30 protein-coding genes are annotated in these 24,596 nt (G+C 65.0%); 22 read left to right on the top strand and 8 right to left on the bottom strand.

The features are described from left to right. Positions 1–36 precede the first annotated feature (36 nt). From KVT32_RS01830 to KVT32_RS01820, 3 genes are read left to right on the top strand one after another with little or no spacing between them, the layout of a single operon-like run. The gene (locus tag KVT32_RS01830) at positions 37–885 is read left to right on the top strand and encodes an SAM-dependent methyltransferase (RefSeq protein WP_128828897.1); all 849 of its coding nucleotides are present in this window, start codon (positions 37–39) and stop codon (positions 883–885) included. A 24-nt stretch (positions 886–909) separates the two neighbouring features. Then, complete coding sequence (locus KVT32_RS01825; RefSeq protein ID WP_217617583.1) at positions 910–1,464, top strand: SMI1/KNR4 family protein; 555 nt, start codon at positions 910–912, stop codon at positions 1,462–1,464. Positions 1,465–1,521: 57 nt separating this feature from the next. Further along, positions 1,522–2,577, top strand: coding sequence for an RNA methyltransferase (locus KVT32_RS01820; RefSeq protein WP_217617582.1), 1,056 nt, complete (start codon positions 1,522–1,524; stop codon positions 2,575–2,577). Between the two features lie 21 nt (positions 2,578–2,598). On the opposite strand, the gene KVT32_RS01815 is transcribed toward KVT32_RS01820, so the two are convergent. Further along, positions 2,599–3,390 carry an IclR family transcriptional regulator gene (locus tag KVT32_RS01815; protein WP_217617581.1) on the bottom strand — a complete coding sequence of 264 codons (792 nt, stop codon included), beginning with the start codon at positions 3,388–3,390 and terminating at the stop codon, positions 2,599–2,601. Then, the gene (locus KVT32_RS01810; protein WP_152384680.1) at positions 3,387–4,019 is read right to left on the bottom strand and encodes a flavin reductase family protein; all 633 of its coding nucleotides are present in this window, start codon (positions 4,017–4,019) and stop codon (positions 3,387–3,389) included. The genes KVT32_RS01815 and KVT32_RS01810 overlap by 4 nt, the downstream gene beginning before the upstream one ends. A 242-nt stretch (positions 4,020–4,261) precedes the next feature. Here KVT32_RS01810 and KVT32_RS01805 point away from each other — a divergent pair, with 242 nt between their 5' ends. From KVT32_RS01805 to KVT32_RS01780, 6 genes are all read left to right on the top strand, one after another. Further along, entirely contained in the window at positions 4,262–5,230 is a 969-nt protein-coding gene (locus KVT32_RS01805; RefSeq protein ID WP_062841059.1) for a tripartite tricarboxylate transporter substrate binding protein, read from the top strand. A gap of 121 nt (positions 5,231–5,351) precedes the next feature. Beyond that, the gene (locus KVT32_RS01800) at positions 5,352–5,732 is read left to right on the top strand and encodes a RidA family protein (protein WP_217617580.1); all 381 of its coding nucleotides are present in this window, start codon (positions 5,352–5,354) and stop codon (positions 5,730–5,732) included. 12 nt (positions 5,733–5,744) lie between these two features. Next, positions 5,745–6,617 (top strand): amidohydrolase, encoded by an 873-nt coding sequence (locus KVT32_RS01795; protein ID WP_217617579.1) that lies wholly within the window; start codon positions 5,745–5,747, stop codon positions 6,615–6,617. Then, on the top strand, positions 6,614–7,480 hold the full coding sequence (locus KVT32_RS01790) for a fumarylacetoacetate hydrolase family protein (RefSeq protein WP_175155702.1): 867 nt from the start codon (positions 6,614–6,616) through the stop codon (positions 7,478–7,480). The genes KVT32_RS01795 and KVT32_RS01790 overlap by 4 nt, the downstream gene beginning before the upstream one ends. Positions 7,481–7,489: 9 nt before the next feature. Beyond that, positions 7,490–8,272 (top strand): 2-oxo-hept-4-ene-1,7-dioate hydratase, encoded by a 783-nt coding sequence (gene hpaH / locus KVT32_RS01785; protein ID WP_056319129.1) that lies wholly within the window; start codon positions 7,490–7,492, stop codon positions 8,270–8,272. Between the two features lie 8 nt (positions 8,273–8,280). Next, positions 8,281–9,057 carry an aldolase/citrate lyase family protein gene (locus tag KVT32_RS01780; protein ID WP_217617578.1) on the top strand — a complete coding sequence of 259 codons (777 nt, stop codon included), beginning with the start codon at positions 8,281–8,283 and terminating at the stop codon, positions 9,055–9,057. A 100-nt stretch (positions 9,058–9,157) separates the two neighbouring features. Here the strand turns inward: KVT32_RS01780 and KVT32_RS01775 are convergent, their stop codons facing one another. The 3 genes from KVT32_RS01775 to KVT32_RS01765 all read right to left on the bottom strand — a co-directional run bounded on the left by KVT32_RS01775 (position 9,158) and on the right by KVT32_RS01765 (position 11,005). Continuing rightward, complete coding sequence (locus tag KVT32_RS01775) at positions 9,158–9,373, bottom strand: hypothetical protein (RefSeq protein WP_056319125.1); 216 nt, start codon at positions 9,371–9,373, stop codon at positions 9,158–9,160. 160 nt (positions 9,374–9,533) lie between these two features. Continuing rightward, entirely contained in the window at positions 9,534–10,139 is a 606-nt protein-coding gene (locus tag KVT32_RS01770; protein WP_217617577.1) for a hypothetical protein, read from the bottom strand. A gap of 116 nt (positions 10,140–10,255) precedes the next feature. Next, the gene (locus KVT32_RS01765; protein ID WP_217617576.1) at positions 10,256–11,005 is read right to left on the bottom strand and encodes an SDR family oxidoreductase; all 750 of its coding nucleotides are present in this window, start codon (positions 11,003–11,005) and stop codon (positions 10,256–10,258) included. Positions 11,006–11,222: 217 nt separating this feature from the next. Here KVT32_RS01765 and KVT32_RS01760 point away from each other — a divergent pair, with 217 nt between their 5' ends. Both KVT32_RS01760 and KVT32_RS01755 read left to right on the top strand, forming a co-directional pair. Further along, on the top strand, positions 11,223–12,980 hold the full coding sequence (locus tag KVT32_RS01760; RefSeq protein WP_254636716.1) for a DUF4157 domain-containing protein: 1,758 nt from the start codon (positions 11,223–11,225) through the stop codon (positions 12,978–12,980). 45 nt (positions 12,981–13,025) lie between these two features. After that, entirely contained in the window at positions 13,026–13,448 is a 423-nt protein-coding gene (locus KVT32_RS01755; protein ID WP_062841107.1) for a hypothetical protein, read from the top strand. Positions 13,449–13,482: 34 nt separating this feature from the next. On the opposite strand, the gene KVT32_RS01750 is transcribed toward KVT32_RS01755, so the two are convergent. Next, positions 13,483–14,511 carry an NADP-dependent oxidoreductase gene (locus KVT32_RS01750; RefSeq protein WP_217617575.1) on the bottom strand — a complete coding sequence of 343 codons (1,029 nt, stop codon included), beginning with the start codon at positions 14,509–14,511 and terminating at the stop codon, positions 13,483–13,485. A gap of 109 nt (positions 14,512–14,620) precedes the next feature. Here KVT32_RS01750 and KVT32_RS01745 point away from each other — a divergent pair, with 109 nt between their 5' ends. The 3 genes from KVT32_RS01745 (at position 14,621) to KVT32_RS01735 (ending at position 17,123) form a co-directional block, all read left to right on the top strand. Then, entirely contained in the window at positions 14,621–15,520 is a 900-nt protein-coding gene (locus tag KVT32_RS01745; protein WP_217617574.1) for a LysR family transcriptional regulator, read from the top strand. A 165-nt stretch (positions 15,521–15,685) separates the two neighbouring features. Beyond that, positions 15,686–16,429, top strand: coding sequence for a DUF899 domain-containing protein (locus KVT32_RS01740; protein ID WP_217617671.1), 744 nt, complete (start codon positions 15,686–15,688; stop codon positions 16,427–16,429). Positions 16,430–16,544: 115 nt separating this feature from the next. Then, the gene (locus KVT32_RS01735) at positions 16,545–17,123 is read left to right on the top strand and encodes a hypothetical protein (RefSeq protein WP_217617573.1); all 579 of its coding nucleotides are present in this window, start codon (positions 16,545–16,547) and stop codon (positions 17,121–17,123) included. Positions 17,124–17,126: 3 nt separating this feature from the next. Here KVT32_RS01735 and KVT32_RS01730 read toward each other — a convergent pair whose 3' ends face one another. Continuing rightward, positions 17,127–18,173 (bottom strand): hypothetical protein, encoded by a 1,047-nt coding sequence (locus KVT32_RS01730; RefSeq protein WP_254636715.1) that lies wholly within the window; start codon positions 18,171–18,173, stop codon positions 17,127–17,129. A gap of 253 nt (positions 18,174–18,426) precedes the next feature. Between KVT32_RS01730 and KVT32_RS01725 the strand changes: the two genes are divergently transcribed. From KVT32_RS01725 to KVT32_RS01700, 6 genes are all read left to right on the top strand, one after another. Further along, positions 18,427–18,819, top strand: coding sequence for a hypothetical protein (locus KVT32_RS01725; RefSeq protein ID WP_217617572.1), 393 nt, complete (start codon positions 18,427–18,429; stop codon positions 18,817–18,819). 150 nt (positions 18,820–18,969) lie between these two features. Next, positions 18,970–19,563 (top strand): YSC84-related protein, encoded by a 594-nt coding sequence (locus KVT32_RS01720; RefSeq protein ID WP_217617571.1) that lies wholly within the window; start codon positions 18,970–18,972, stop codon positions 19,561–19,563. Between the two features lie 58 nt (positions 19,564–19,621). Then, complete coding sequence (locus KVT32_RS01715; protein WP_217617570.1) at positions 19,622–20,104, top strand: nucleoside deaminase; 483 nt, start codon at positions 19,622–19,624, stop codon at positions 20,102–20,104. A 170-nt stretch (positions 20,105–20,274) separates the two neighbouring features. Beyond that, positions 20,275–20,910 (top strand): hypothetical protein, encoded by a 636-nt coding sequence (locus KVT32_RS01710; protein WP_056319098.1) that lies wholly within the window; start codon positions 20,275–20,277, stop codon positions 20,908–20,910. A 26-nt stretch (positions 20,911–20,936) separates the two neighbouring features. Beyond that, positions 20,937–21,416 carry a hypothetical protein gene (locus KVT32_RS01705; protein ID WP_217617569.1) on the top strand — a complete coding sequence of 160 codons (480 nt, stop codon included), beginning with the start codon at positions 20,937–20,939 and terminating at the stop codon, positions 21,414–21,416. Positions 21,417–21,550: 134 nt separating this feature from the next. Further along, positions 21,551–22,852 carry a UDP-N-acetylglucosamine 1-carboxyvinyltransferase gene (locus tag KVT32_RS01700; RefSeq protein WP_217617568.1) on the top strand — a complete coding sequence of 434 codons (1,302 nt, stop codon included), beginning with the start codon at positions 21,551–21,553 and terminating at the stop codon, positions 22,850–22,852. A 13-nt stretch (positions 22,853–22,865) separates the two neighbouring features. On the opposite strand, the gene KVT32_RS01695 is transcribed toward KVT32_RS01700, so the two are convergent. Next, positions 22,866–23,336, bottom strand: coding sequence for a cupin domain-containing protein (locus KVT32_RS01695; RefSeq protein WP_217617567.1), 471 nt, complete (start codon positions 23,334–23,336; stop codon positions 22,866–22,868). A gap of 53 nt (positions 23,337–23,389) precedes the next feature. Here KVT32_RS01695 and KVT32_RS01690 point away from each other — a divergent pair, with 53 nt between their 5' ends. Together KVT32_RS01690 and KVT32_RS01685 are read left to right on the top strand one after the other, a co-directional pair. Next, positions 23,390–23,854, top strand: coding sequence for a MarR family winged helix-turn-helix transcriptional regulator (locus tag KVT32_RS01690; protein WP_217617566.1), 465 nt, complete (start codon positions 23,390–23,392; stop codon positions 23,852–23,854). A gap of 147 nt (positions 23,855–24,001) precedes the next feature. Then, on the top strand, positions 24,002–24,586 hold the full coding sequence (locus KVT32_RS01685; protein WP_152384699.1) for a YceI family protein: 585 nt from the start codon (positions 24,002–24,004) through the stop codon (positions 24,584–24,586). Positions 24,587–24,596: the final 10 nt, after the last annotated feature.

Genomic DNA, 24,596 nt, shown 5'->3' with positions numbered 1-24,596 from the left:
CGCGCCCCGCCCCAGCGGGGCGCTTTGCCTTTCCCCATGTCCGAAAAAACCCACGACATCCGCCCCGGCCAGTCGATCGAACTGCTCAAGGCCCTGCACATCCTGACCCGCGACGGCAAGATGAACCAGGACAGCCGCCGCAAATTGAAGCAGGTCTATCACCTGTTCCAGTTCATCGAGCCGCTGCTCAAGGATGTCCAAGACCAACGCGGCGCCGTCACCCTGGCCGACCACGGCGCGGGCAAGTCGTATCTGGGCTTCATCCTGTATGACCTGTTCTTCAAGGATCAGCCCGAGGCGCTGAAGAACGGCTCCCATATCTACGGGATCGAAACCCGCGAAGAACTGGTGAAGTCGTCGGAAGATCTGGCCAAGCGGCTGGGCTTTGGCGGCATGTCGTTCCTGAACCTGTCGGTGGCGGAGTCGATCACTTCGGACAAACTGCCCGCGTCGATAGACGTGGTGACCGCCCTGCACGCCTGCAATACGGCTACCGACGACGCGATTCACTTTGCGTTGGAGAAGAAGGCCAAATACATCGTGGTCGTGCCGTGCTGCCAGGCCGAGGTGGCGTCGGTGCTGCGCAAGAACAAAGCAAAAGCACTGGCGGATCCGTTGGCTGAGATCTGGCGGCATCCGCTGCATACGCGGGAGTTTGGTAGCCAGATTACGAATGTGCTGCGGTGCCTGCAGCTTGAGGCGCACGGATATCAGGTCAGCGTGACCGAGCTGGTCGGCTGGGAGCATTCGATGAAGAATGAGCTGATCATCGCGCAATATAAAAACCTGCCGACGCGTAAGCCCGCGCAGCGCTTGACCGAGATGTTGGAGCGGATCGGATTGCAGGAATTGAAGGATCGGTTTTTCTTGCCGCAAGCTGCGTAATACTGAAAAGGACCGCCTGCGGCGATGGATTTTTCCCATTATCTTGATCGGGTTCGTGCGGTATGCGACGCACATGGCCACGCGCTACACCTCAACCCGGGTGCGGCGGCATCAGGGCTTGAAGCGGTCGAGGCGGAACTTGGTTTCCCCATCTCTGCGCACGCCAGGCAGGCTTGGCTTCTGGCCAATGGGGCCGAACGCGATGTGCCGGTATTCATGCGGCCAGGCTATCTGACGGCCTATGATTTTCTGCCGCTGGAAAAGGCGATTGCGGGACGAGCACGGATGGCGGACCGCGCGCCGCGATATGCCGGATATATGGAGCCAGAACCGCGCGATGCGCGCATCAGGGACGGCTGGTTTCACCCGGGCTGGCTCCCCTTCGCCAGCTTTGGCGGCGCAACGATGCTGCTGATGGTCGACCACTCCCCAAGCGAATCCGGCACACCGGGGCAGATCATCGCATTCACCCACGACCCGGATCAGATCACGTGGGTGGCGCCAAGCTTCACCGCGCTACTGACGGGATCAATCGCTGAGGTCGAAGCCGACCCTGAGGAATTTCTGGGGGATTTTTAAGGCTGGGGGTCAGACGCCCCCAGCCCATTCCCACGACCAAAGTAAAATCCGCTCCCCATGCGCTTCTCTGACTTCGACCAACGCCTCGCCGCCCTCGGCGCGCTGCCCGTTCACCGCGGGCGGGTCATGCGCGTCTGGCTGCAAGGACAAGCGCTCGACACCGGCACGCGGCGGCGTAGCGCGGAGCATTTTCTGCCCCTCGCGGTTCGCGACGCCGTGCCCGCCTTGACGGCGGAACTGGACGGCCTTGCCCGCATCCGCTCCGAACACGCCGGCAGCGACGGTTCGCGCTTGCTTGTCGAACTGGCCGACGGGCAGATGGTGGAAAGCGTGCTGTTGCCGCGCGACGGACTGTGCGTGTCCACCCAGGTCGGCTGTGCGGTCGGTTGCCGCTTCTGCATGACCGGCAAGACCGGCCTGATTCGTCAGGTCACCAGCATGGAAATCCTTGCCCAGGTCGTGCTGGCGCGGCGTCAACGTGCGGTGAAGAAGGTCGTTTTCATGGGCATGGGTGAACCGGCGCACAACCTCGACAACGTGCTCGAAGCCATCGACCTGCTCGGCACCGAAGGCAATATCGGGCACAAGAATCTCGTGTTCTCCACCGTGGGAGACCAGCGCGTGTTCGACGCGCTGCCGCGGCAACGCGTCAAGCCTGCACTGGCGCTGTCGCTACACACGACCAAAGCCGAGTTGCGAGAGCATCTGCTGCCACGCGCGCCCAAAATTTCGCCAGAAGCACTGATCGAACTTGGCGAGCGATATGCTCGCGACACCGACTATCCGATTCAGTATCAATGGACGCTGCTCAAGGGCGTCAACGACGGCGACGACGAACTCGATGCGGTCGCGGATTTGCTCAAGGGCAAGTACGGCGTGCTCAACGTTATTCCGTTCAATAGTCTTGAAGGCGATACTTACCAGCGCCCCGATGCCGAGCGCACCCGCGAAATCGTCCGCTATCTGCACAGCCGTGGCGTGCTGACCAAAGTCAGGAATAGCGCGGGGCAGGATGTGGACGGCGGCTGTGGCCAGCTGCGCGCGCGTGCCGTAGGCGGCGAGCAAGTGGTCGAGCTGCGCCGCACGCGCACAGCCAGACCGGCAGCCGCCTAGTCTGCCTTGCGTGCGGGCCCGTCACGCCCGAGCCGAGACCTGTCCCCACCTTGCCGCAATCCCGGCCACCGCCTGCCTCATCCGGTCCACGACCTCTCCGAACCTCCCAGCCCCCAACCGTTCCGCCATCGCCGTCACCGTAATCGCCCCGAGCGCTTCCCCTGTAGCCGACATGATCGGCACGGCCACCGCACTGGTCCCCGGCATCAGGCCCACGGGCGCATGTGCCAAACCCTCGCGGCGGGCTGCATCGACCCGCGCGATCACGTCCTCTACCCGCTCGCCCAACACCTCCAACCGCGCCGCATTACTGCGCACCAGCCGCGTGCTGTCGTCTGCGTCCAGGCTGGCCAACAACGCCACCCCGGAGACCCCGATCCCAAGCGGTCGTCGAACGCCCACCTCGATCGACAACACCTGTATCGGATGCCTTCCCGTGCGGCGCCCAATGCAGATCGAGTCATGCCCATGCCGGATGCTAAGAAACACGGTATCCCCGACTTGATCCGCAAGCTCCGTCATATAGGGATCGGCCAGCGTCAACAACGGGAACCGCCGCGTTCGCGCCAGCCCGAGCAAAGTGATTTCCTGGCCGATCAAATACCGGCGCGTCTCCGGGTCCTGTTCTACCGCCTCTTCCTGCACCAAGGTCTTGAGCAGCCGATGCACGGTCGGCCGGTTCAGGCCGGACATGCGCTCCAGGTCCACCAAGCGCACTCCCCGTTCCTGCCCGCACGCGATCAATCGCAGCAAAGCCAATGCGCGCCGGACGGTCTGGGCGCCGGCCGCGCTTTTATCCTCGGAGCCGCTCATGCGGCCTCCGGTTTCATGACGGACTTTGCCGTTTGGACGATGCCCCGCTTGGTGATGATTTCGCCCAGCGATGCATAGTTTGGCCCGCCGATGCGGCAGATGGGGCGCAGCATTGCGGTGTCGATCTTGCCGTCTTGCATCAGGCCCTCGCGGATGTGGAACATCACGACTTCACCCACAAAGAATTCGGCGCCGGTGTTGCCGAACGGCGTGACGCTGTGCAGCCGGCATTCCAGACTGATGGGCGCGGCGGCCAGGCGGGGGGTGGCGACCACCACGCCGGGGATGACGGGCAGGCCCAGCAAATCGGCTTCGCTGACTTCAGGCGGATGTTCCTGAGCGCTTTCGTGCAACGGGTCCAGCAGGGTTTCGTCGGCAATGTTTACGACGAAATGGCCGTTTTCCATGATGTTGCGGCCGGTGTCTTTGCGCTGGCCGGCCTTTCTGCCGATGTTCACGCCAATCATGGGCGGCTGGTTGGACACGAAGGTGTAGCAACTGAAGGGGGCCAGGTTGACGACACCGTGGGCGTTGACGCTGCTGATCCAGGCGATCGGCCGGGGCACGATGATGCCGCTCATCAGGCGGTAGGTCTGCTCGGGGTTCAGGTCACTGGCGGGAAAGTGCATGGTCGTCTCGCTCCGTAGTCCGGATATTGAACATCAGTTTAAGGGCGCGTCCATGCGGACTTCGTGCGCCGAGCGTCATTTTCCCGTGAAGCAGGGGCCGATCGAAAGGAGCGCCTAACCCAGCGTTCCAAAAGAGTCCAATATCCGGACCTTTTTGAAAAATTGCCGTTGTTCAGCGCGGCGCAAATTCCTAGAGTGTCAACAAACAAACAAAACGCGATGACACGCACAGGAGACTCACCATGAACCGCACCGCGCTCCGCGCCTGCGCCACAGTGGCGCTGACCGTCCTTACCTCGATGGCGCACGCCGCCTGGCCCGACAAACCCGTGAAGATCGTTGTGCCCTACCCGCCCGGCGGGAATGTGGACGTGGCGGCGCGGCTGATCGCGCCGGGGTTGCAGGCGGCGCTGGGACAGCCGTTCATCGTGGAGAACAAACCGGGCGCGGGCGGCATGATTGCCGGCGAGCAGGTGGCGCGGTCGGAACCGGATGGCTACACGCTGTTCATGGCGGCCAACGGTCCCCTGCTGTTTTCGCCGCTGATCTTCAAGCGCGACGCCTACAAATGGGACCGGGACTTTGCGCCGATCAGTTCGGTGTCCTATACGCCACTGGTGTTGCAGGTGCGGCCGGAGCTCAAGGCCAAGAATCTGGAAGAGCTGCTGGCGCTGGCCAAGAAGGAGCCGGGCAAGCTGAACATGGCATCGCCCGGCGCGGGGACGACGAATCACCTGGTGAGCGAACTGCTGCAGTCGCTGACCGGGGCGCGCTGGACGACGGCGCAATACAAGGGCAATGCACCCGCGACGACGGATCTGCTGGGCGGCCAGGTGGATTTCAATTTCGACCAGATTTCGGTGGCGTTGCCTTACGTCAAGGAAGGCCGGCTGCGCGCGCTGGCCGTAACCACGGCCAAGCGCGTGCCATCGATGCCGGACGTGCCAACGTTTGCGGAAGCCGGCGTGCCGGGCATGGAAGCGGCGACGTTCACTGGATTGTTGGCCCCGAAGGGCACGCCGCCCGAGGTGCTGAACAAGCTGAGCGAGGCGCTGACCAAGATCCTGGCGCAGCCGACGATCATCCAGCGCTTTGACGATCTGGGCGCACAAGCGCGCGGCAGCTCTCCGGAGGAATTCACGCGCTATCTGGCCGCGGAAGATGCGCGCTGGACGCCGATCATCAAGCGTGCCGGCATCACGGCGAACTGAGCGGCCGCCTGAGCCGACAACTGACCCGAAAACTGAGCAGCCAGCCCGGCAGCCCACTGAACCCCGGGGCGCGGCAACGCCGCCCCCCTTCCCCGACACTTCGACTGAGACGGAAAACGCCATGAGCAGACGCAGCATCTATGCCGAAGGCTTCAGCCACAAGAACCCCATTCCCGCCGCCTGCCGGATCGGGCCCATGCTGTATTCGGGCAGCATCCAGGGCACGGACCCCGCGACGGGCGCCTACGGCGACTCGCTGGAACGCCAATGCGAGCTGATGTTCGACCACGTGCGCCGCATCGTGCAGGCGGGCGGCGGCTCGCTGGATCACATCGCCAAGATGACGGTGTGGATGCGCGACCGCAGCCAGCGCGCGGCGCTCAATGCCGTGTGGTTGCAAGCCTTTCCGGATGCGCAGAATCGTCCGGCGCGTCACACCATTCAGGCGGACCTGGATGGCGACAAGCTCATCGAGTGCGACTTCGTGGCCGTGATCGAATAAAGGAGCCGGACGATGCCGCAATATCAAGCCTTCAATCCCAACCCGACCGCGCCGGCCTATCGCCTGCCGCCCGGATCGTGCGATAGCCAATTCCACGTGTTCGGCCCCGCCGACCGCTACCCGGTGCGTCCGGGCGCGGCCTATGAGATGCCTAGTGCGACCATCGAGACGGCGCAGGGCCTGCACCGGCTGCTGGGTATCCAGCGCGGCGTGATCGTGCAAGCCACCACGTACGGCGCCGATCATCAGGTGGTGCTGGACGGACTGGCCGCAGCTGGCCCGTCGTATCGCGGCTGCGCGAATGCCGTGGTGCTGGCCGAATGCGACGACGCCTATATCCAGAAGCTGCACGACGCCGGTGTGCGCGGCGCGCGCTTCACGCGCCAGGGGCTGGGCATCAGCATGGCGCCCGAGGTCTTCGACCGCGCCATCGCCCGCATCCACGAGCTGGGCTGGTACGCCAAGTTCCAGCCCGAACCCGACGGCATGATGGCGCAGGCAGCACAGTTCCAAAACCTGGAAATCCCCGTGCTGCTGGACCACATGGGCCGGGCGGACCCGGGCGCGGGCGCCGCCGACCCCACGCGACGCTTGCTGGAGTCGCTGCTCTCGCGCGGCAACTTCTGGGTGATGCTGTCGTTGACGGAGAAGATCTCGCGCACGGGCGAGCCCTGGGACGATGTGATCCCGCTGGCCCAGGCGCTGATCGCCGCGAACCCGGACCGCGTGGTGTGGGGCAGCGACTGGCCGCATCCGGTGTCGGTGAAAGCCACGCCCAACGAAGGCCGGCTGCTCGATCAGTTGGCGCGCTATGCCGGCGATCAGGCCACGCTCAAGAAGATCCTGGTCGACAACCCCGCGCACCTTTTTGGATTCGACGAATGAAACTGCTCAGTTTTACGCATGATGGCCAGGCGCGCTTTGGCGCGCTGCGTGGCCAGAACGAGATCGTAGCGCTGGACGGCCACGGCCACGACAGCTTGCAGGCCGCGCTGCAAGCCGGCGATCTGCCTGCGCTGGCGCGCCTGGCCGAGTCGCTGCCCGCGACGCACCGGCTGGATCAGGTGCGTCTGCTGCCTCCCATCCCCGCCCCCGAGAAGATCATCTGCGTGGGCGTGAACTACGGCAAGCGCAACGAGGAATACCAGGACGGCAGCGCGCCGCCTGCCTACCCCAGCGTGTTCCCACGTTTTCCGGGATCTTTCGTGGGGCATGGAGAACCCTTGCTGCGTCCGCCGGAGTCCGAACAACTGGACTACGAGGGCGAGATCGCCATCGTGATCGGCAAGGCCGGCCGCCGCATTGCCGCGGCAGACGCCTGGCGCCATGTCGCGGGTCTGACGTGCTTGAACGAAGGCACGGTGCGCGACTGGCTCAAGCACGGCAAGTTCAATGTGACCCAAGGCAAGAACTTCGACGCCAGCGGTTCGATGGGACCGTGGCTGGTAACCGCGGATGAATTCGATCCGGCCGCGCCGCTCACGGTCAGCACGCGCGTGAACGGCGAACTGCGACAGCAGGACACCACCGAGAACCTGATGTTCCCGTTCGCCGAGCTGATCCGCTACATCTCCATCTGGACCACGCTCAAGCCAGGGGACGTGATCTCAACCGGCACGCCGATTGGCGCGGGCGTGCGCTTCACGCCGCCGCGCTTCCTGAAACCCGGCGACGTGGTCGAGGTGGAAGTCGCCGGCATCGGCGTCCTGTCCAATCCCGTGGCCGATGAACCGGCCGTGTCCGCATAAGGAGCCGACATGCTGAATGAAAAAGACCGCGACCGCGCCGCGAGCCTGCTGCTGGAAGCAGAGCGCAGCGGCGTGCCCACCACGCAACTGGACCAGGTCTTTCCGGACATCGAGATCGCGGACGCCTACGCGATTCAGAAGCGGATCATCGACGACAAGCTGGCTGCGGGCGCCAAACTGCGCGGCCACAAAATCGGCCTCACGTCCAAGGCGATGCAGAGCACCGTCGGCATCGACGAGCCGGACTACGGCCATCTGCTGGACACGATGTTCTATCAGGACGGCGAGACGATTCCGACCGACAAGCTCATCGTGCCGCGCGTCGAGGTGGAACTGGCGTTCGTACTGGGCAAGCCGCTGCGCGGGCCGGACGTAAGCCTGTTTGACGTACTGGATGCCACGGATTACGTGGTGCCGGCGCTGGAGCTGATCGACGGACGGAGCAAGTATCCGCGCCGCATCGTCGACAACATTGCCGACAACGCCGCATGCGCCGGCATCGTGTTGGGCGGCCGGCCCGTGCGTCCGATGGACGTGGATCTGCGTTGGGTGGGCGCCCTGCTCTTGAAGAACGGCGTGATCGAGGAATCGGGCGTATCCGCCGCGGTCCTGGGGCATCCGGCGCTGGGGATTGCGTGGCTGGCCAACAAGCTGGCCCTGCACGACACCGGCCTGGCTGCAGGGCAAATCGTGCTGGCGGGGTCGTTCACCCGCACGGTCGCGGTCAAGCGGGGCGACACGCTGCATGCCGACTACGGCAAGCTCGGCAGCATTTCGGTGCACTTTTCCTAGGACAAGACGTGAAACTTCCGATCAATACGTTCAAGCGCGCGCTGCGCGAGCAGCGTCACCAGACGGGACTTTGGGTCACGCTTGCCCATCCGAACAGCACCGAGCTGGTGGCGGCCAGCGGCTTCGATTGGCTGCTGCTGGACACCGAGCACACGCCGGCGCTGTTGCCCACCGTCATGGCGCAGCTGCAGGCCGCGGCCGCCTATGGCAGCCATCCGGTCGTGCGCCCGTCGTGGAACGACAAGGTGCAGATCAAGCAATACCTGGACATTGGCGCGCAGACGCTCTTGCTGCCCTATGTGCAAAACGCAGCCGAGGCCGAAAGTGCCGTGGCCGGCATGCGCTATGCGCCACGCGGCGTGCGCGGCGTAAGCGGCACCATGCGCGCCACGCGCTACGGACGGGTGCCCGACTACATGCGCCGCTGCGAGGAAGAGCTTTGCCTCCTGGTTCAGGCCGAGACCGGCGAAGCGCTGGAGAATCTTGACGCCATCATTGCGGTGGACGGCGTGGACGGCGTGTTCATCGGGCCAGCCGACCTGGCGGCCAGCCTGGGATATCCCGGCGAGCCGCAGCATCCCAACTTGGTGGCGGCCGTCGAACAAGCCATTCGCCGGGTGCGCGCGGCGGGCAAGGCGCCGGGCGTGCTGACCACGGATGAAACGTTGGCACGGCGCTACATGGCTGCAGGAAGCCTGTATACGGCGGTGGGCGTGGACGCGGCGATCCTGGCGCGCCACTGCGATCAACTGGCGGCGCGGTTCGCGGCCACCGCGCCTGAATAGGGTCGTTTCAATTTCGCGGGCCTCTGGCGTGCCGCGCGCACGCCAGCCGCCTACCCATCAAGCGCCTGCCAATCAATCGCTTCCAATCAATCGCTTCCAATCAATCGCCCGAGCTTCGGCGCAGCCGGTCCGTCGACTCCTTGTTCAAGCGCTTCGCTTCGTCTTCCGCGTAGCCTTCCTCGCCTGACTCGTACTGACCTTCATACATGCAGCTGCTGCGCAGCATGCCGCACTCGCCGACGACCGAGGAGCAGCCTGCATTCAACGCCGCGAGAAACAACAAGACACTGCAACGGCCTAACGTTTGAATCGACATATCGCTCCTTGAGAATGGGTCTGTAGCGCCGGGGTCTGTAGTGCCGGTTGGTCCGGCACAGCAATGCCATTCAGCATGGACGAAGACGCCAGGGTCCGCAACACGTTGCGTATCGAATTGTCTCTGGCCGCAGGCCGGTGAACCACGCGCCGATTCGCCATCAAAGATGCCGGTGACTGCAGCCCATCACTTGCCCTGTCAGCTCGCCAATCAACCGCGCCAGGCCTTGCGCGCTTTCCCGGTCCAGCCCTTCACAGCGCACCATTCGAAACCCCATCGCCAGGCTGTAGTGCCAGTCCAGCTCAAGAATGCGGTAGCTGCGTTCGCTCTGTTCGCAGTGCCATTGCGCGGCCGGGTTCTCGTAGGCTTGGCCGATGAAGTCCACATGCGCGTCGGCCGGCATGGGAGAGGCGGGTTCGTTCGATCCCGGGGGGCTGGGTGCGCATAGATTCTCGCCGACCATGACGCGCGGGTTCGCGCCGTCAAACGCCAGCAGCAGGATCGGGAAGTTCCGGGGATCCGCGTCGTAATCGTCCCTGACCGCGGCGCTGAGGTAGGGCCGGGCCGCCGGACCCAGACAGTATTGGACGCTATGCCAAGCCGCGTCGGCTTCGTCAAAGCTGTCGCGGCTGGCGCTGTAGGGAATGTTGTCGCCTTGCGGGGGCAGGACGTAACCGCCTTCCAGCAGCCGCGCTTGCAGGGCGGGCCAGTCGGGCGGCGCCAGATGGAAATCGCGGGGGAAGATGAATTGATGGTGTTCAGACATGACCGGTCATCCAGGCGCTGGGAGGGATGGCGCGAAGCCGGATGAGGTCCGATTCACGCCAAAGCGACGAAGCCGCAGTATTACAGAAACTGCCCGGCGCCACGGCGTGTTCATCATCATTTCACCGCCGCGTTTCCTCCGTCGGCAAACAGCGCGGAGCCGGTGACGAAACTTGCCATCGGGCTGGCCAGGAACAAGGCGGCCGACGCAATTTCTTCTGGCCGCGCAATCCGCTTCATGGCGTGCAATCCTGCGGCCCACTCCTTCTGAGCAGCGTCTCCGGCCATCGCCGTGTCCACACCGCCCGGCATCAGCGCATTTGCCCGGATGCCTTGGCCGCCGTAGTCCGCGGCGATGCCCTTGACCAGCCCCATCAGCCCCGCCTTGGCCGCGCCGTAGGCCGCCATGCCGGGCAATCCGACGCTGGTGCCCACGAAGCTGGACGTGAAGATGATGGCGCCGCCGCCGCGCTCCAGCATGGCGGGTATCTGATGGGCGCTGCTTAGAAAGGCGGCGGTGAGATTCACGTCGATCGTGGCTTGCCAATCGGCAAAGCTGATGTCGGCCAGCGGGCCAAGCGGGCCCGTGGCGCCGGCGTTGTTGAAGGCGATGTCCAGGCCACCGAAGGCGTCATTCGCCTCGGCAATCAATCGCGCGTGCGTGTCGGGCTGGCTGGCGTCGCCCACGACGGTACGCACCCGCCCGCCCCGGTCGCGGATGCTGGCGGCCACGGCGTCCAGGGCCGCCTCGCCTCGGGCATTGAGCACGACGTCGGCGCCTTCGGCACTGAATAGCAATGCGGCGGCGCGTCCGATGCCGGACGATGCGCCGGTGATGAGGGCGACTTTGCCTTGCAAGAGGGGCATGATGTTTGTCCTGGGTGAATAGCGTGCCGCCATTGTCGGAACCGCGCGGCGCAGCGGCTATCCGGTTCTTGCGCTCTCCTCTATGCAGGTGGTGCGCGTGCCCTGGAAAAGGCGCACAATAATCGGCGTTGCCCGCCTGAGATCGCATCCCCTGCCGGGCCCAACACCGCATGTTGAATTCCCGGCTTTCAACAGGCCGAACGAAAGGAGCGACCTCATGCGCGCTTTCGTACAGAAGCCCAAAGCGGCTTTTCACCCCGCACCGCCCGAACGGCGCGCACGAACCGCAGCGGTGCATCCCGCCGATGCCCGCCTGGCCATGTCACGGTCAGGCGATGCATCGGAGCAGGAAGCGCAGCGGGCGTCCGAACAGGTGATGCGCAGCCCACGGCTTGACCCCGCGCAGGGCTTTTCGCCGATCCCCCTGCACCCGGCCGACGCGCGCAATGCGGCATCGGTGACCGACACGTTGCCGCTTGCCAACGTGCTGGCGGCCGACGGCCATCCCCTTGACGCCGATACCCGCGCGTTCATGGAGCCGCGATTCCAGAAAGATTTCAGCCACGTCCGGCTGCATTCGGACGCGCGGGCTGGCGCATCAGCCCGCGCCGTCCAAGCCCGCGCCTTCACAATCGGCCATCACATCGTCCTGGGCTCAGGCCAATACGCACCCGGCACCGCCGCGGGCCAAGCGCTGCTGGCACACGAACTCGCCCATGTGGTCCAGCAGTCATCGATCAGCGCGCAGGGCCCTCGCCTGTTGCAGCGCGAGCCCAGCGGGCCGACGTACGGCAATCTGCCGCGGGACGCGCCCGCGTTCGGGTCGTCGCGCAACGTCATCAAGCTGCAGAACGTGAACGGCACGTGGCGGGAGGTCGGCGGGAAATATGGCAGGACCGCGCGCGGTAACTATGACTTTGTCGTCAAAGACGGAGAAATCTACGCGGTCAAGGCCAAAAACACGATGAACCCGCTGGGCCACACCGAAGCGGCCCGCGGCGGGCGCGTCAACTGGGCAGGACAGGTGGAATTCGAGGCGGGCAAGGTCAAATCCTGGAACGACGGCTCGGGTCACTACCGGTCGTTGTCCAGCATGCGCCAGCCCGCCGTGCAGGCCGGATTGCCCGACGAAAAGTTCATCCAGCATCCCGAAACCGCGGTGCGGCCTCGCCCCAAATCGTCCTTGCCGCAACTGCCTGTCGAACAGCCCGCCACCAAGCCTCGCGTGCCCGGCGAGGCGCCGAAGGTCGGCTCGGGACCGCCCCGCATGGCGGAATTGGAAGCGCGGTATGGAAAGGCGTCCACCGCGGTGCCCGCCACCGCCGCCAGCACGGTCGTGGCCGAGGAAGCCGGTTCACTCTTGAAGGTGTCGGGACGTACCGCTTCGGCGCTCGGCAAGATCGGCAGCGCCGCGGGCTGGGTCGCGGACTTTCTGATGCCCGGGCCGCAGGACGCGATCATGCTGATGGTGCAGTTCGCCATGACGTATGCCGAGGCGCAGGAAGCGGCGCGTGCGGAAGGGATGCGCACGGGCTTTGGCCATGGTCTGGCAGCCGGGTTGCTGCGGTTGAGCCGCAGCTGGATACGCGAGAACCTGGCGCCGAAAGTCATCAGCCGCAGCGTCGCGAGCGAGGTGGCGGCCACCACCGGGTATCGCGAGAAAGGGGTGGTGCAAGGGCTGGTCGCGGGCATTTCGTTCGCCGAGCGGCTCAATGCGGATCAGCGCAAGGCGCTACTGAAGGAAGGCACGCGCGCCATGCGCGCCAAAGGTGACGACGTGACCTTGCGTGCGCGCTGGGAGCGCGGCTATACCGCTTACGACATCATCGACCTGTCCGTGGCGCTGGCGCCGCGCATCGATGAAATCCTGGAGGAAGCGCGCAAGAACGAGGAGCTGCGTCAAGCGGCCGAGAACTGGGAAAAACTGAAGAAATATGGCCCGCTGATGCCGTTGGCGCCCTTGTTCGAGCCATAGCGGCTGTGGCATATTGCCGGTGCCCTGCCCGCCCGGTTTCCCTTCATGCGCAACCCACCCGATCCCTTCGCCCCGCCCCGCAAGCAGCGCGCCGCGAAAACCAATTCACTGCTCTGGATCCTGGAGCCCTTGGCGCGCGACGCCGGCTACATGCATCGCAAGATGTTTGGGGCCGACGCGGCCTACCTGGACGGCTTGCTGTACCTGATCGTCGCCGACCGCGACGATCCCTGGAATGGGGTGATGGTCAGCACGTCACAGGACCGCCATGCGGCACTGCTGGCGGACATTCCCGAACTGCTGCCGCATCCGGTGCTGGGCAAGTGGTTGTACCTGCCGCAGTCGAGCGAATCCTTCGAATCGACCGCGGCCACGCTGGCGGCGTTGGCGCTGGCGCGGGATCCGCGGATGGGGGTGGCGCCCAAACCCAGGGCGCGGCGCAGCAAGGCGCGCACCATCGGCCAGTAAAACGTCCCCCGGCACCCGCGCCACGCGCCACGGGTCAGTCACCCACGCGCACCACCAGCTTCCCGAAGTTCTTTCCTTCAAGCAGACCGATCAGCGCGTCGGGCGCCTGTTCCAGTCCGTCGACGACATCTTCGCGCCAGCGCAGCTTGCCTTCGCGGATCCACTGCCCTGCCACGCGCAGGAATTCGTCTTCCTGTTCCTTCGGAAAGTCGAACACGATAAACCCTTGCATAGTGATGCGGCGCGACAGGATCTCGCGCATGGTGGCGGGCAGTCGGTCCGGGCCGCGGCGGTCGGCGGGGCTGTCGTTGTAGTTGGCGATCAGGCCGCACACCGGCACCCGGGCAAAGTCGTTCAGCAGCGGAAGCACGGCGTCCCACACATGGCCGCTGACGTTTTCGAAGTAGACGTCGATGCCGTCGGGGCAGGCCTCGGCCAGCTTCTGCGCAAAGTCAGGCGCGTGGTGATCCACGACCACGTCAAAGCCCAGTTCCTCTTTGACGAAGGCGCACTTTTCGGGGCCGCCCGCGATGCCCACGACGCGCGCGCCCTTGATCCGCGCGATCTGGCCGACCACCGAGCCAACGGCGCCGCTAGCAGCCGCAACGACCACGGATTCGCCCGGTTTGGGCTGGCCGATGTTGAGCAGTCCGGCGTAGGCCGTGAGGCCGGGCATGCCCAGCACGCCCAGCGCGGTCGACGGCGGCGCCATTTCCGGATCCAGTCGGCGCAGACCGCTGCCGTCGGACAGCGCGTAGCGTTGCCAGCCGGCAGACGACAGCACGATGTCGCCCTCACGCCAGTCGGGATGGCGGGTCGTCTTTACCCGGGCAACGGTGCCGCCGACCATGACGTCCCCGATTTGCATAGGCTCGGCATAGGATTTTTCGTCGCTGACCCGCCAGCGCATGTACGGGTCCAGCGACAGGGTCTGGACTTCCAGCAGCACCTGGCCGTCGGCCGGTTCGGGAATGGGCGCGCGCTCGACGCGGAAATCAGTGGCCTTGGGGCGGCCAACCGGCCGGGATGCGAGAACGACGCGCAGATTCTGGGGGTGTGTCATGGATGGCTCCTTGAGTTGAGTCGGACATTTCGCGACAAGGGTCATCCTAGGGATGCCGCAGAGTTACAGATAGACTGATAGCTCGTAAACCAGATTTCATGGATTGATAATGTCAACCGACTTCGACCCCGCCCTGCTCCGCACCTTTGTGGCGGTCTGCCGATACGGCAGCCTGAGCCGCGCCGCCGAAATGTCGGGCCGCGCGCAGTCGGCGCTTAGCACGCAGATCCGCCGGCTGGAGGAAATGGTGGGCAAGCGGCTGCTGCATCGCACCGGCCGCGGCATGGCCCCCACCACCGAGGGCGAGTTGCTGCTGAGCTACGCCAACCGGATCCTTGCGCTGGGCGAGGCGGCCGCGGCGCGGCTGCGCGAACGGGCGGTGGCGGGCAGCGTGCGCATCGGGCTGTCCGAGGACGTGGCGGTGGCCGCGTTGCCAGCGGCGCTGGGGCGGCTGCGGCGCGCGTGCCCCAACCTGCATCTGGAGGTCGTCATCGACGACGGCGAGCGGCTGGCCGCGCGCTGGCAGGACGGCACGCTGGACGTGGCCGTGGGCGCCTGCGTGGGATTCACCGAAGAACCCATCGAGACGTGGACGGTCGATCTGCACTGGGCCTGCGGGATCGACGAAACCCTGGACCCGGACCAGCCGCTTGACGTGATCGTGTACGCCGAGCCGTGCTCATGGCGCCGGCTGGCGTTCGACGCGCTGACGGCGTCGGGGCGCGATTTCCGGGTGTCGCTGACCAGCCACAACGTGGGCGCCACGATCGCCGCCGTCGAGAACGGCCTGGGCGTGGCCTTGCTGACGACAGAGTGCCTGCGGCCCGACACCATGCGCGTGATTTCCATCGGGGACGAAGGCGCGCTGCCGCTGACCGCGCAATTCGGCCTGTACGCGGCGCACCGTCTGAACGAAAGCGGTCAGGCCGCCGTAACGCTGTTGCGTGAAAGCCTGCGGGGGTGGACTGCACAGGCCATGCCGCGAGAGGCCGTGCTGCTTACCGCCTGAGCCGCCAGACACGCGCCAGATTTGTTACTCCTGGCCGCCGCCTCCCGGTGCCACACTATTCCCGTACCCGCGCCGCTCACTTGGCGCCTTTGGCACCGAACCCCTCAGGAGGATCCAGTCATGACCACGCCCCCCGCATCCCCCGGCAATGGCGCCCGCCCCGCCATGCAGATGCCCCCGGTCGTTTCCGGCAAAGACTGGGAAGCCGCCCGCCAGCAACTGCTCATCAAGGAAAAGGCCCACACCCGCGCCCGCGACGCCCTCGCCGCGGAACGCCGCCGCATGCCCTGGACGGCGGTAGACAACGAATATGTTTTTGAAGGCCCGGCCGGCAAGGTGACGCTGCGCGACCTGTTCGACGGCCGCCGGCAGCTCATCGTCTATCGCGCGTTTCACGAGCCTGGCGTCTTTGGCTGGCCGGATCATGCGTGCCGCGGCTGCTCGATGGTGGCCGATCAGGTGGCCCACCTTTCGCACCTGAATGCCCGCGACACGACGCTGGTCTTCGTGTCGCGCGCGCCGCAGGCGGACATCGAACGGCTGAAGGCGCGCATGGGCTGGACGATGCCGTGGTTCACGCTGACCGACAGTTTCGACGCGGATTTCGGCGTGGACGAATGGCACGGCACCAACGTGTTCTTTCGCGACGGCGACCGCATCTATCGCACGTACTTCCTGAACAACCGGGGCGACGAGCAGATGGGCGGCACGTGGAACTACCTGGACATCACGCCGCTCGGACGGCAGGAGACCTGGGAGGATTCTCCGGCCGGCTATCCGCAGACGCCGCCCTACAAATGGTGGAACTGGCACGACAGCTACGCGCCCGACGCGCCGCCGGACCAGAAATGGGTCGAGGTATCCGACGCGGGAGAAAAGGCGTTTCGCAATCACTGCGACCCGAAGTAGCCTGCGTCGCGGCAAGCGGCTGTTTTAAGATACGCGCTGGCAAATTCCGCAGCGCGCCCCATGAACATCGATACTGGTTCCCGCAATCGTCGCCATCGTTTTCGAGTCAGCCTGCATGCCGGGTGAACTGGCTGACTGGAAACGCGCCTTCCAGCCTTGCCGCATTCCCGCGATTGTCGCACTTGTGCTCCTGGGCATTGCCATCTACTGCTTCAATGCGGCAAAAGACATCCGCCTGCCTTACGACCCCGCCAAGCTGAACACGATCCAGCTTCGTGTCGACAAGGTGGCCAGCTGCGATGCCCAGGCGCGGATACGCGGACGGTTGGAGCGTTACACCGTGCCTTGCGTCTATTCGGGCAACTATCCCTACATGGTGTTCAAGTTCTTCGAGGCGACCTACAAGGCCCGGTATACCGAGGGCGAGCACGTTGAATTCATGGTGCTTGAAGACCAACAGCAGCTTACCGACGGCACGATTGCGCGCCAATACAACATGGCCATTCCCGTGCGGGTCTATGGCGTGCGCAAGAACGGCGAAACGCTGGTCGACGCCAAGCAGGTCCATGACCAAAGCCATTCGCGCAAAGTGCAATTCAACATGAACGGTTGGATCGCGTTGGTGCTGGCTGGCTGGGCGGCGGTGATTACCTTCAGGCGGGCCCGACAGATCCTGAACGAAGCAATGTGGTGACGCTCAGGCGCGCTGGCTGGCCCCGTCCAGAACGCGGGTCCAGGCCTGCGTCAACGTCAGCGCGTCTGCTTCGGTCACGTACTGCGGCGCCCCCCGCGCCATGGCGGCAAACAGCAACGCATCGCAAGCGGCCTGCCACAACGGGTTCAGCACCTGTTCGGTCTCGCCGTCTTCCTCGACCAGGATGAAGGCGCCGCCGCCATCCACTTGTTCGGCGCGCTTGCGCAACTGGTCATGGATCAGCAGAAAGCCCGCATGGACCGGCGAACGCGCCTTGTCGTCTCGCCGCGCGGCAGCCAGCGTGCCGCGCCAGTCGTCCTCGCCGTTCGAGGTTGGCTCGCCACCCTGTTGCGACCAACGCATCCAGGCCCGGCTGTACGCCCGCCAGGCGTCTTCAGGCAGGTTGTCCGCCAACGCCTGCGCCTGGCTGCGCGACAACGTACCGATCTGCTCAACGATCTCCAGCACGCCCTCGCCATTCGGCCCGAACAGGGCAGAGAGCGGCAATTCTTCCAGCAAAGCGATTGCACTGGCGCGCCAATAGCCGGGTTGGGCGACCAGATCGGACATGTCGTCCTGCTTCTCAACCCGCACGCGCCACAGCCGGCCCGGCCAGCGGCTTCCGATGACGATGGAGTCAAGCGCCTGGTCCACCACGATCCATGGCGGAACGGGCTTGACGAGCGACACGCGGTCCGCGGACCGAATCAGCTTGAAGGCGGGATCGGGAAGATCGAACCAGTACCCGACAGGCATTGCCTGACGCACCGGCGCAAGCCCGCTTTCCGTGACGTCGCCACCGCAATGCCGGCACACGCGCGCCTCGCGCAGGATGGGCTTGCCGCAGTGCAGGCAATCGACATGCGATGACAGAATCGGCTGGCCGGCCAGCGGCGAACGATTGGCGATGTTTGCCAGAAAAACGGCCGCCACCGGCGGACTGATCAGACAAGCCAACACCGTCCACCCCACCCCATTGCGGCCACGGTTACGCGCCATGAAGCCAACCACGATGGCCAGCGCGATCCAGAGAAAGATGATGAATAGCATGGCGCGATGTTAACCGTGGAGAGCTTCGGTCTTGAGCCACCGGGATTCAGCTGGCCACAGGCATCGGGGACCCGCAAATAAAAGCCCCGGCTCAAGGCCGGGGTGGGATCAGGTCTTAAATGATGGGTCGTAGGCTTGCGCCCATTGGAAGCCATCACCAACCTTGAGGGGATTCTATGCTTTCCCGTCGGGCACGGTCAAACCACGGCGGCAGTTCTTCCGCAGCCCGTGGCCAGGGCATCGCGCCGCAGCGATGCTGGCCCATGCGCATGATCTGGTCGCGACCTTGCGTGACTTCCGCAACCGCCTTTTCCACCATGAACCGGCATGGAAGCGATACGGCGTGTTGAGCGAACCGGATGCCCTACAGCACCTTCGAGAAAAAATCGGCAAGGTGGAAAGCCTGCTGGCGTTGATCCACCCGGAAAACCTGCGGCTGTTGCAAGCCAATGGCCTGCTGCGGGACGCGCATCGCGCCTGCTCGTCAGCGGAGATTCGGCGCTTTCAGCACCTTGCCCGAACCCATCAGGTCAATTCGATGGATGACTTGACCGCTCTGGCCGCTTGTTGCGCGCGGGAGAACACCATCCTGGCCGCACAAACAGCGCAGCGGCCACAGCAACGATTTTTGATTCGCTCGCCTTGAGCGCGCGGGCAGCCGAGGCAGCTTTCCTATCGAACGGACATTTTTGTGCTCGCAAGATCGCCCCCATCGCCTGCGCGCGCAAGCCGGAGTAATCTCCAGCCAGGAGATGATTCGAAGTGCACCGTGGTCCCCTACAACAAGGAAGCGCAAATGCTTGATATCAATTCAAAATTCCGCAGAACCGCCGTGGCGGCCGTCACATTCGGCATGGCCGGCCTGCTCTTTGCGGGCTGCACCACGACAGACTCGCGCGCCACGGCAACCGCCGCTGAAAAGCGACAGGAGTTGGATACCGCTGCTGCGGCGACGCTGTCCAAGCTGTATGAGTCGGCGCCGCAGTCCAAGCAGTTGGTGGAACGCGCCCGCGGCGTGCTGGTGTTTCCGGCTGTGCTGAGCGCCAGCTTCATCGTGGGCGCCCAGCATGGCTCGGGCGTGCTGCAGGTCGGCGGGCAGGACAAGGGCTACTACAGCATCACGGGCGGCTCCATCGGCTTTCAGGCGGGCGCGCAGTCCAAGGCGATGGTGCTGCTGTTCATGACGGACGAGGCGCTGGCGAAGTTCCGCGCCAGCAGCGGCTGGACCATCGGCGCGGACGCCACCGTCGCCGTGGCCAACGTGGGCGTGAACGGCAGCATCGATTCCTATACCGCGCAGCAGCCCATCGTGGGGTTCGTGATGAACAACGGCGGCCTGATGGCGGGCGTCTCGGTGGACGGCAGCAAGATTTCGCCGCTGCTGCTGTAGGACAAAACGGCCGGCGCGCACATTGCGCGCCGGCTCAATCTTTACAAGGAGATCACGCGTGATTACCGCAGACGACAAGAAGCACCTTTCACGCTGCGTCGAGCTGGCCCGGCAGGCGCTCGATGCGGGAGACCAGCCGTTTGGGTCGGTGCTGGTGTCGGGCGACGGACGGGTGCTGTTTGAAGACCATAACCATGTCTCCAGCGGCGACCGCACGCGGCATCCGGAATTCGAGATCGCGCGCTGGGCGGCGAACAACGTGCCGCCCGCGGACCGCGCGGCCTGCACGGTGTACACGTCCGGCGAGCATTGCGCCATGTGTTCGGCGGCACACGGCTGGGTGGGACTCGGCCGGATCGTGTACGCCGTGTCGTCCGCCCAGTATGCAGAATGGATGCGCGAATGGGGCGTGCCGCCCTCGCCCGTGCGGTCCCTGCCCATCGCCGAGGTGGTCAGCGGGATCGAGGCGGAGGGACCGGTCCCGGAATTCGTGGAACCCGTGCGATTGCTCCACGAAGAGAACGTGCGGCGGCGCGCCTGAGGGGATCGCACGGCCGAGACGGTGAAGCATTCTGTTTTCCGCCTAACGAATGGATACAGCTACGCTAAACACCGCAATTATTTGCGCGCAAGGGCGTGATAAGTTGGCGCCCGTGCCGTAATCGGGGTCAGGTTTGTACGGCACATCCCTTTCCTCTCTTGATACAGACCATGCACACTCACGTTGCCCGCGCCTCGGGAATCAAACGCAAGTCCGGTAATCTGCTTCTTGCTCTGGGACTGGCCTTCGCAGCCGCCGCTCCCGCCTTCGCGCAGAAGGATCCCGGCGCGGCCATCCTGCCTCCGCGCGCCAATTCGGGCAGCCAGGCGCCGGCGCCGCAGCAGGCCCCTGCTGCGCAACCCCAGGTTCAACAGGCGCCCGCCCGTCAAGCGCCCGCGCAACAGGCCCCCGCCGGCGGCGCCCTTGCGCCGGTGCAAAAAACGCAGATCAACGACCAGGCCGCTTACGAGCGGCTGCTGAACAACAGCGGCGTGACGCTGCAATGGCTCTGGTCCGCCAAGCGCGGCAAGATGAACGCGATCGACGACAACGACGTGGTGCGTCTTGACGGCACGCAGGCCAACCATGAAGGCACCTTGAAGGTCAAAGGCGAGGTCGTCTCCATTGGCCGCGACAGCTTCGTGCTGCGCGGCACGATCCTGATCCTGGACGCGCCCGACAAGGGCCGCCGCTGCGAGCGTACCGGCGACTACGAATTCAAGGCGACCGGCAAGCGCAAGTACTGGCGTCTGCAGCAGATGGAAGCGTGCGGCGGCCTGACCGATTACGTCGACATCTACTACTGATCCACAAGAAGCGACCCGCCGCCCCCATGCCCCCGACCGCGATCAAATGGCTGGCCAGCATTGTCCTGGGTCTGCTGATCGGCAGCGCCAGTTTTGGCGTCACCAATCCGCTGCTGCAAGCCCTGTTCGGCCTGAACCAGCCCGCCGGCGGCACCTACGTGCCGCTGGACGACACCGCGCTGCAGCGGATGCAGATCGCCAGCGCCGTGCTTTACGCGGTGATCGCGGTGATTGCCGCCGTATTGCTGGCGCGCATCGGGAATTTGCGCCGGCTGATCGGCTGGGGGTGCCTTGCGCTGGGCGTGACGCTGCTGCTGACCGTGCCGATTGCGCTGCTGCAGATGGACCCGGCCATGCACACCGGCGGCAGCGCGGACGCGCGGGATGCAAATACCGCGCTGTTCTTCTTCCTGCTCATCTTTGGCCTGCCGTATCTGGGCGGCGGCTTGCTGCTGACGATTGGCGGCGCGGTGCTGATTCGCAAGAATCGGGATAGACCGGCATGAGATAGGCCGCGCGGGGCCGCATGGCGCTTTGCAGTCTGAAACGTTTAGCCGCCTTTGGTCAAAATGACCCCTTGAAGGACCCCGGTACAATCCCCGCGCTCTCCCCTATTTCTTTCCCCGGCTGTCCCATCCCCATGTCCAATCTCATCGTCCACGGCGGCACGCCTTTGCGCGGCCGCGTCGTCCCCTCGGCCAACAAGAACGCGGTGCTGCCGATCCTGTGCGCCTCGCTGCTGACCGACCAGCCGTTGCGGCTGCACGGGGTGCCGGACATCACCGACGTGCGCAAGATCCTGGACATCTTCCGCACGTTGGGCAGCGACGTGCGGTTGGACGATGCGACGCGCACGCTGGAACTGCATCACAAGAACACCGTGTTCGACGCGGCGGCGCACCGGCTGCCGGAGGAGATGCGTTCGTCGATCATGCTGGTGCCGCCGCTCCTGGCCCGCTTTGGCGTGGCGCGGCTGGAAGACAACGTCAAGGGATGCACGCTGGGGGTGCGCGAGATCGATCCGCACGTGGACATCTTCCGCTCGTTCGGCGGCGAGGTGGAGCGCGCCAGCGGATCGCTGCTGGTGCGCGCGGGCGGTCCGCTCAAGCCCACGCATCACTGGCTGGACTACGCGTCGGTGACCACGACCGAGAATTTCGTGTTGTGCGCCGCCGCCGCAGAAGGCGAGTCGTCGCTGACGAATGCCGCGTCCGAGCCGCACGTGCAGGAGTTCTGCCGCTTCATGGCGATGATGGGGGTCGACATCGACGGCATCGGCACCTCGCGGCTGGTGGTGCGCGGGGGCAAGCGCCTGGGCGGCGGCGAGTTCACGTTCGAAGAGGACTTCCACGAAATCACCACGTTCCTCGCGCTGGGCGCGATCACCGGCGGCGACGTGGTGGTTCGCAACCGCACGCCGGGCAACTTCCCGCTGATCGACCGCACGTTCGCCAAGTTCGGCGTGCGGATCGAGCACAAGGACGGCTGGTCGCGCGCGCTGCGAGAGGGTCCGCTGAAGGTGCAGACGCCGTTCACCAGCAACGTACTGACCAAGGTCGAAGCGGCGCCCTGGCCGTACTTTCCGGTGGACCTGCTGCCGATCTTCATTGCGCTGGGCGTATGCGCCGAGGGCAATGCGATGTTCTGGAACAAGGTCTACGACGGCGCGCTGGGCTGGACGGGCGAACTGTCCAAGTTCGGCGCGCATGTGTTCTCGTCGGACCCGCACCGCGTGGTGACCTTCGGCGGCAATCCGCTGACGCCGGGCGTGGTCGAAAGCCCCTACATCATCCGCGTGGCGATCGCGCTGTTCATGGTGGCCAGCAGCATCAAGGGCCGTTCCGAGATCCGCAACGCCACGCCGATCCGCCGGGCGCACCCGCGCTTTGTCGAAAACCTGCGCAGCCTGGGCGTGCAGGTCGAGTGGGCAAACGACGAGTAAACAGACAGCCCGGTCAACTTGCCGGCGGCGCCGCCACCGCCGGCGCCGGCGCGATCGGGGTCAGGCCGAATCGCTTCATCGTTTCCATCATCCGGGCTTTGTCCGGCGGACCGCCGCCATTGATCAGCGCCGCCATCTCGCGGAAATAGTCCGCGCTGATTTCAGGCGTGTTCATGACCAGCGCCCGGGCCATGACGCTGTGCGGATTGCTGAACGCGTGGGCCACGCCCGTAGGCGTGGTCATCGAGTCGCCCGGCCCCAAGTCCCGCGTTTGCCCGCCGACCGTAAAGCGCAGCGTCCCCTCCAGCACGTAGATCAGCTCTTCATTGTCGTGACTGTGGGGCGGCGGCACGTTCGAGCCCGGCGGCACCCGCAATTCAAACGCCCCTATGTGGTTGCCTTGCCCGCTTGGCTGAAGATAGCGAATCTCCAGTTGGCCTATCCGGATCACTTCGTCTGCATCGAATACGGCGTCTTCGTTCATGGCATACTCCGCGTAAAGTTCCTTTACTTCGCAGTGTACAAATTTTTTACACCATGTCCAGCAAAAAAAATAGCGCCGCATCCGAACCGCAAGCTGGCCTGCCGATGATCGGTTCCTTGCTGCGGCTGCCGCGCGAGCATGTCGTCGCGCGCATGCTGACCACCGTCAACGCGCAGGGCTTCGACGTGTCATTGACCGAACTCGGCGTCTTCATGTACCCCGGCCCGCACGGCCGCCGGCCGATCGAGCTGGCGCGCCAATGCAATATGTCGCGCCAGGCGATGAACTACGTCCTGGCTGAACTGGAGCGGCGGGGCTATCTGCTGCGACGGCCTGGCCCGTCCTCCAATTCGACCGAGCTGCAGCTTACGGCGCGCGGCCAGGAGATGTATGCGCTGATGCGCACCTGCGTGGCCGACGTCGAACAGGAATGGAAGGAACACCTGGGCGAACAGCGCTTCAACGCGCTGCGAGAGACCTTGCAGGACCTGTCGGCGTGGCTGGGCAACGTGGATTGATGCCATCGGACGGTGCGCAATGCAGGACCGCGAGTTTTTGATTTAAGCCACGCTGCTGACACAGAACTGAATGTTATTGTCTTGCCTTCCCTGCACGCTTGCGGCCTGCCGCAGCCGTGACGTGAACGCCATATTCAAGGAGCCGCAATGAAGTTGATCCCGACCCTGCTGCTGGGCGCAAGCGCGCTATCGCTGACCATTGGCGCCACCGCCGCGCCGGTCACCTATGATCTTGATCCCTCGCATACGTATCCCAGCTTCGAGGCCGATCATTTCGGCGGCCTGTCGACCTGGCGCGGCAAGTTCAACCAGTCCAGCGGCGTGGTCGTGCTGGACCGCCAGGCGCGCACCGGCACGCTGGAAGTCACCGTGGACATCAAATCGGTGGACTTCGGCCACGACGAGATGAACCAGCACGCGATCGCGCCCGACATCTTCGATGCGGCCAAGTACCCCACCGCCACGTTCAAGGGCAAGTTCACCAAATTCGACGGCGACAAGCCGGAAGAAGCGACCGGCGACCTGACGCTGCGCGGGGTCACGCGCCAGGTCAAGCTAGAGATCGACGATTTCAAATGCATCGACCACCCGATGGTCAAGCGCGAGGTCTGCGGCGCCGATGCCTCCACGGAATTCAGCCGCAAGGATTTCGGCATGAACTTCGGGCTGGACATGGGCTTCAAGCCGGAAGTGAAACTGAAGATCCAGGTCGAGGCGATCCGCCGGCAGTGACGCCCAGCCT

It is taken from the genome of Achromobacter sp. GbtcB20 (genome assembly GCF_019091095.1).
GTDB lineage: Bacteria > Pseudomonadota > Gammaproteobacteria > Burkholderiales > Burkholderiaceae_B > Achromobacter > Achromobacter mucicolens.
Note: the sequence above shows the minus strand (reverse complement) of the source record. Positions and strands in the feature narration are given on the sequence as shown.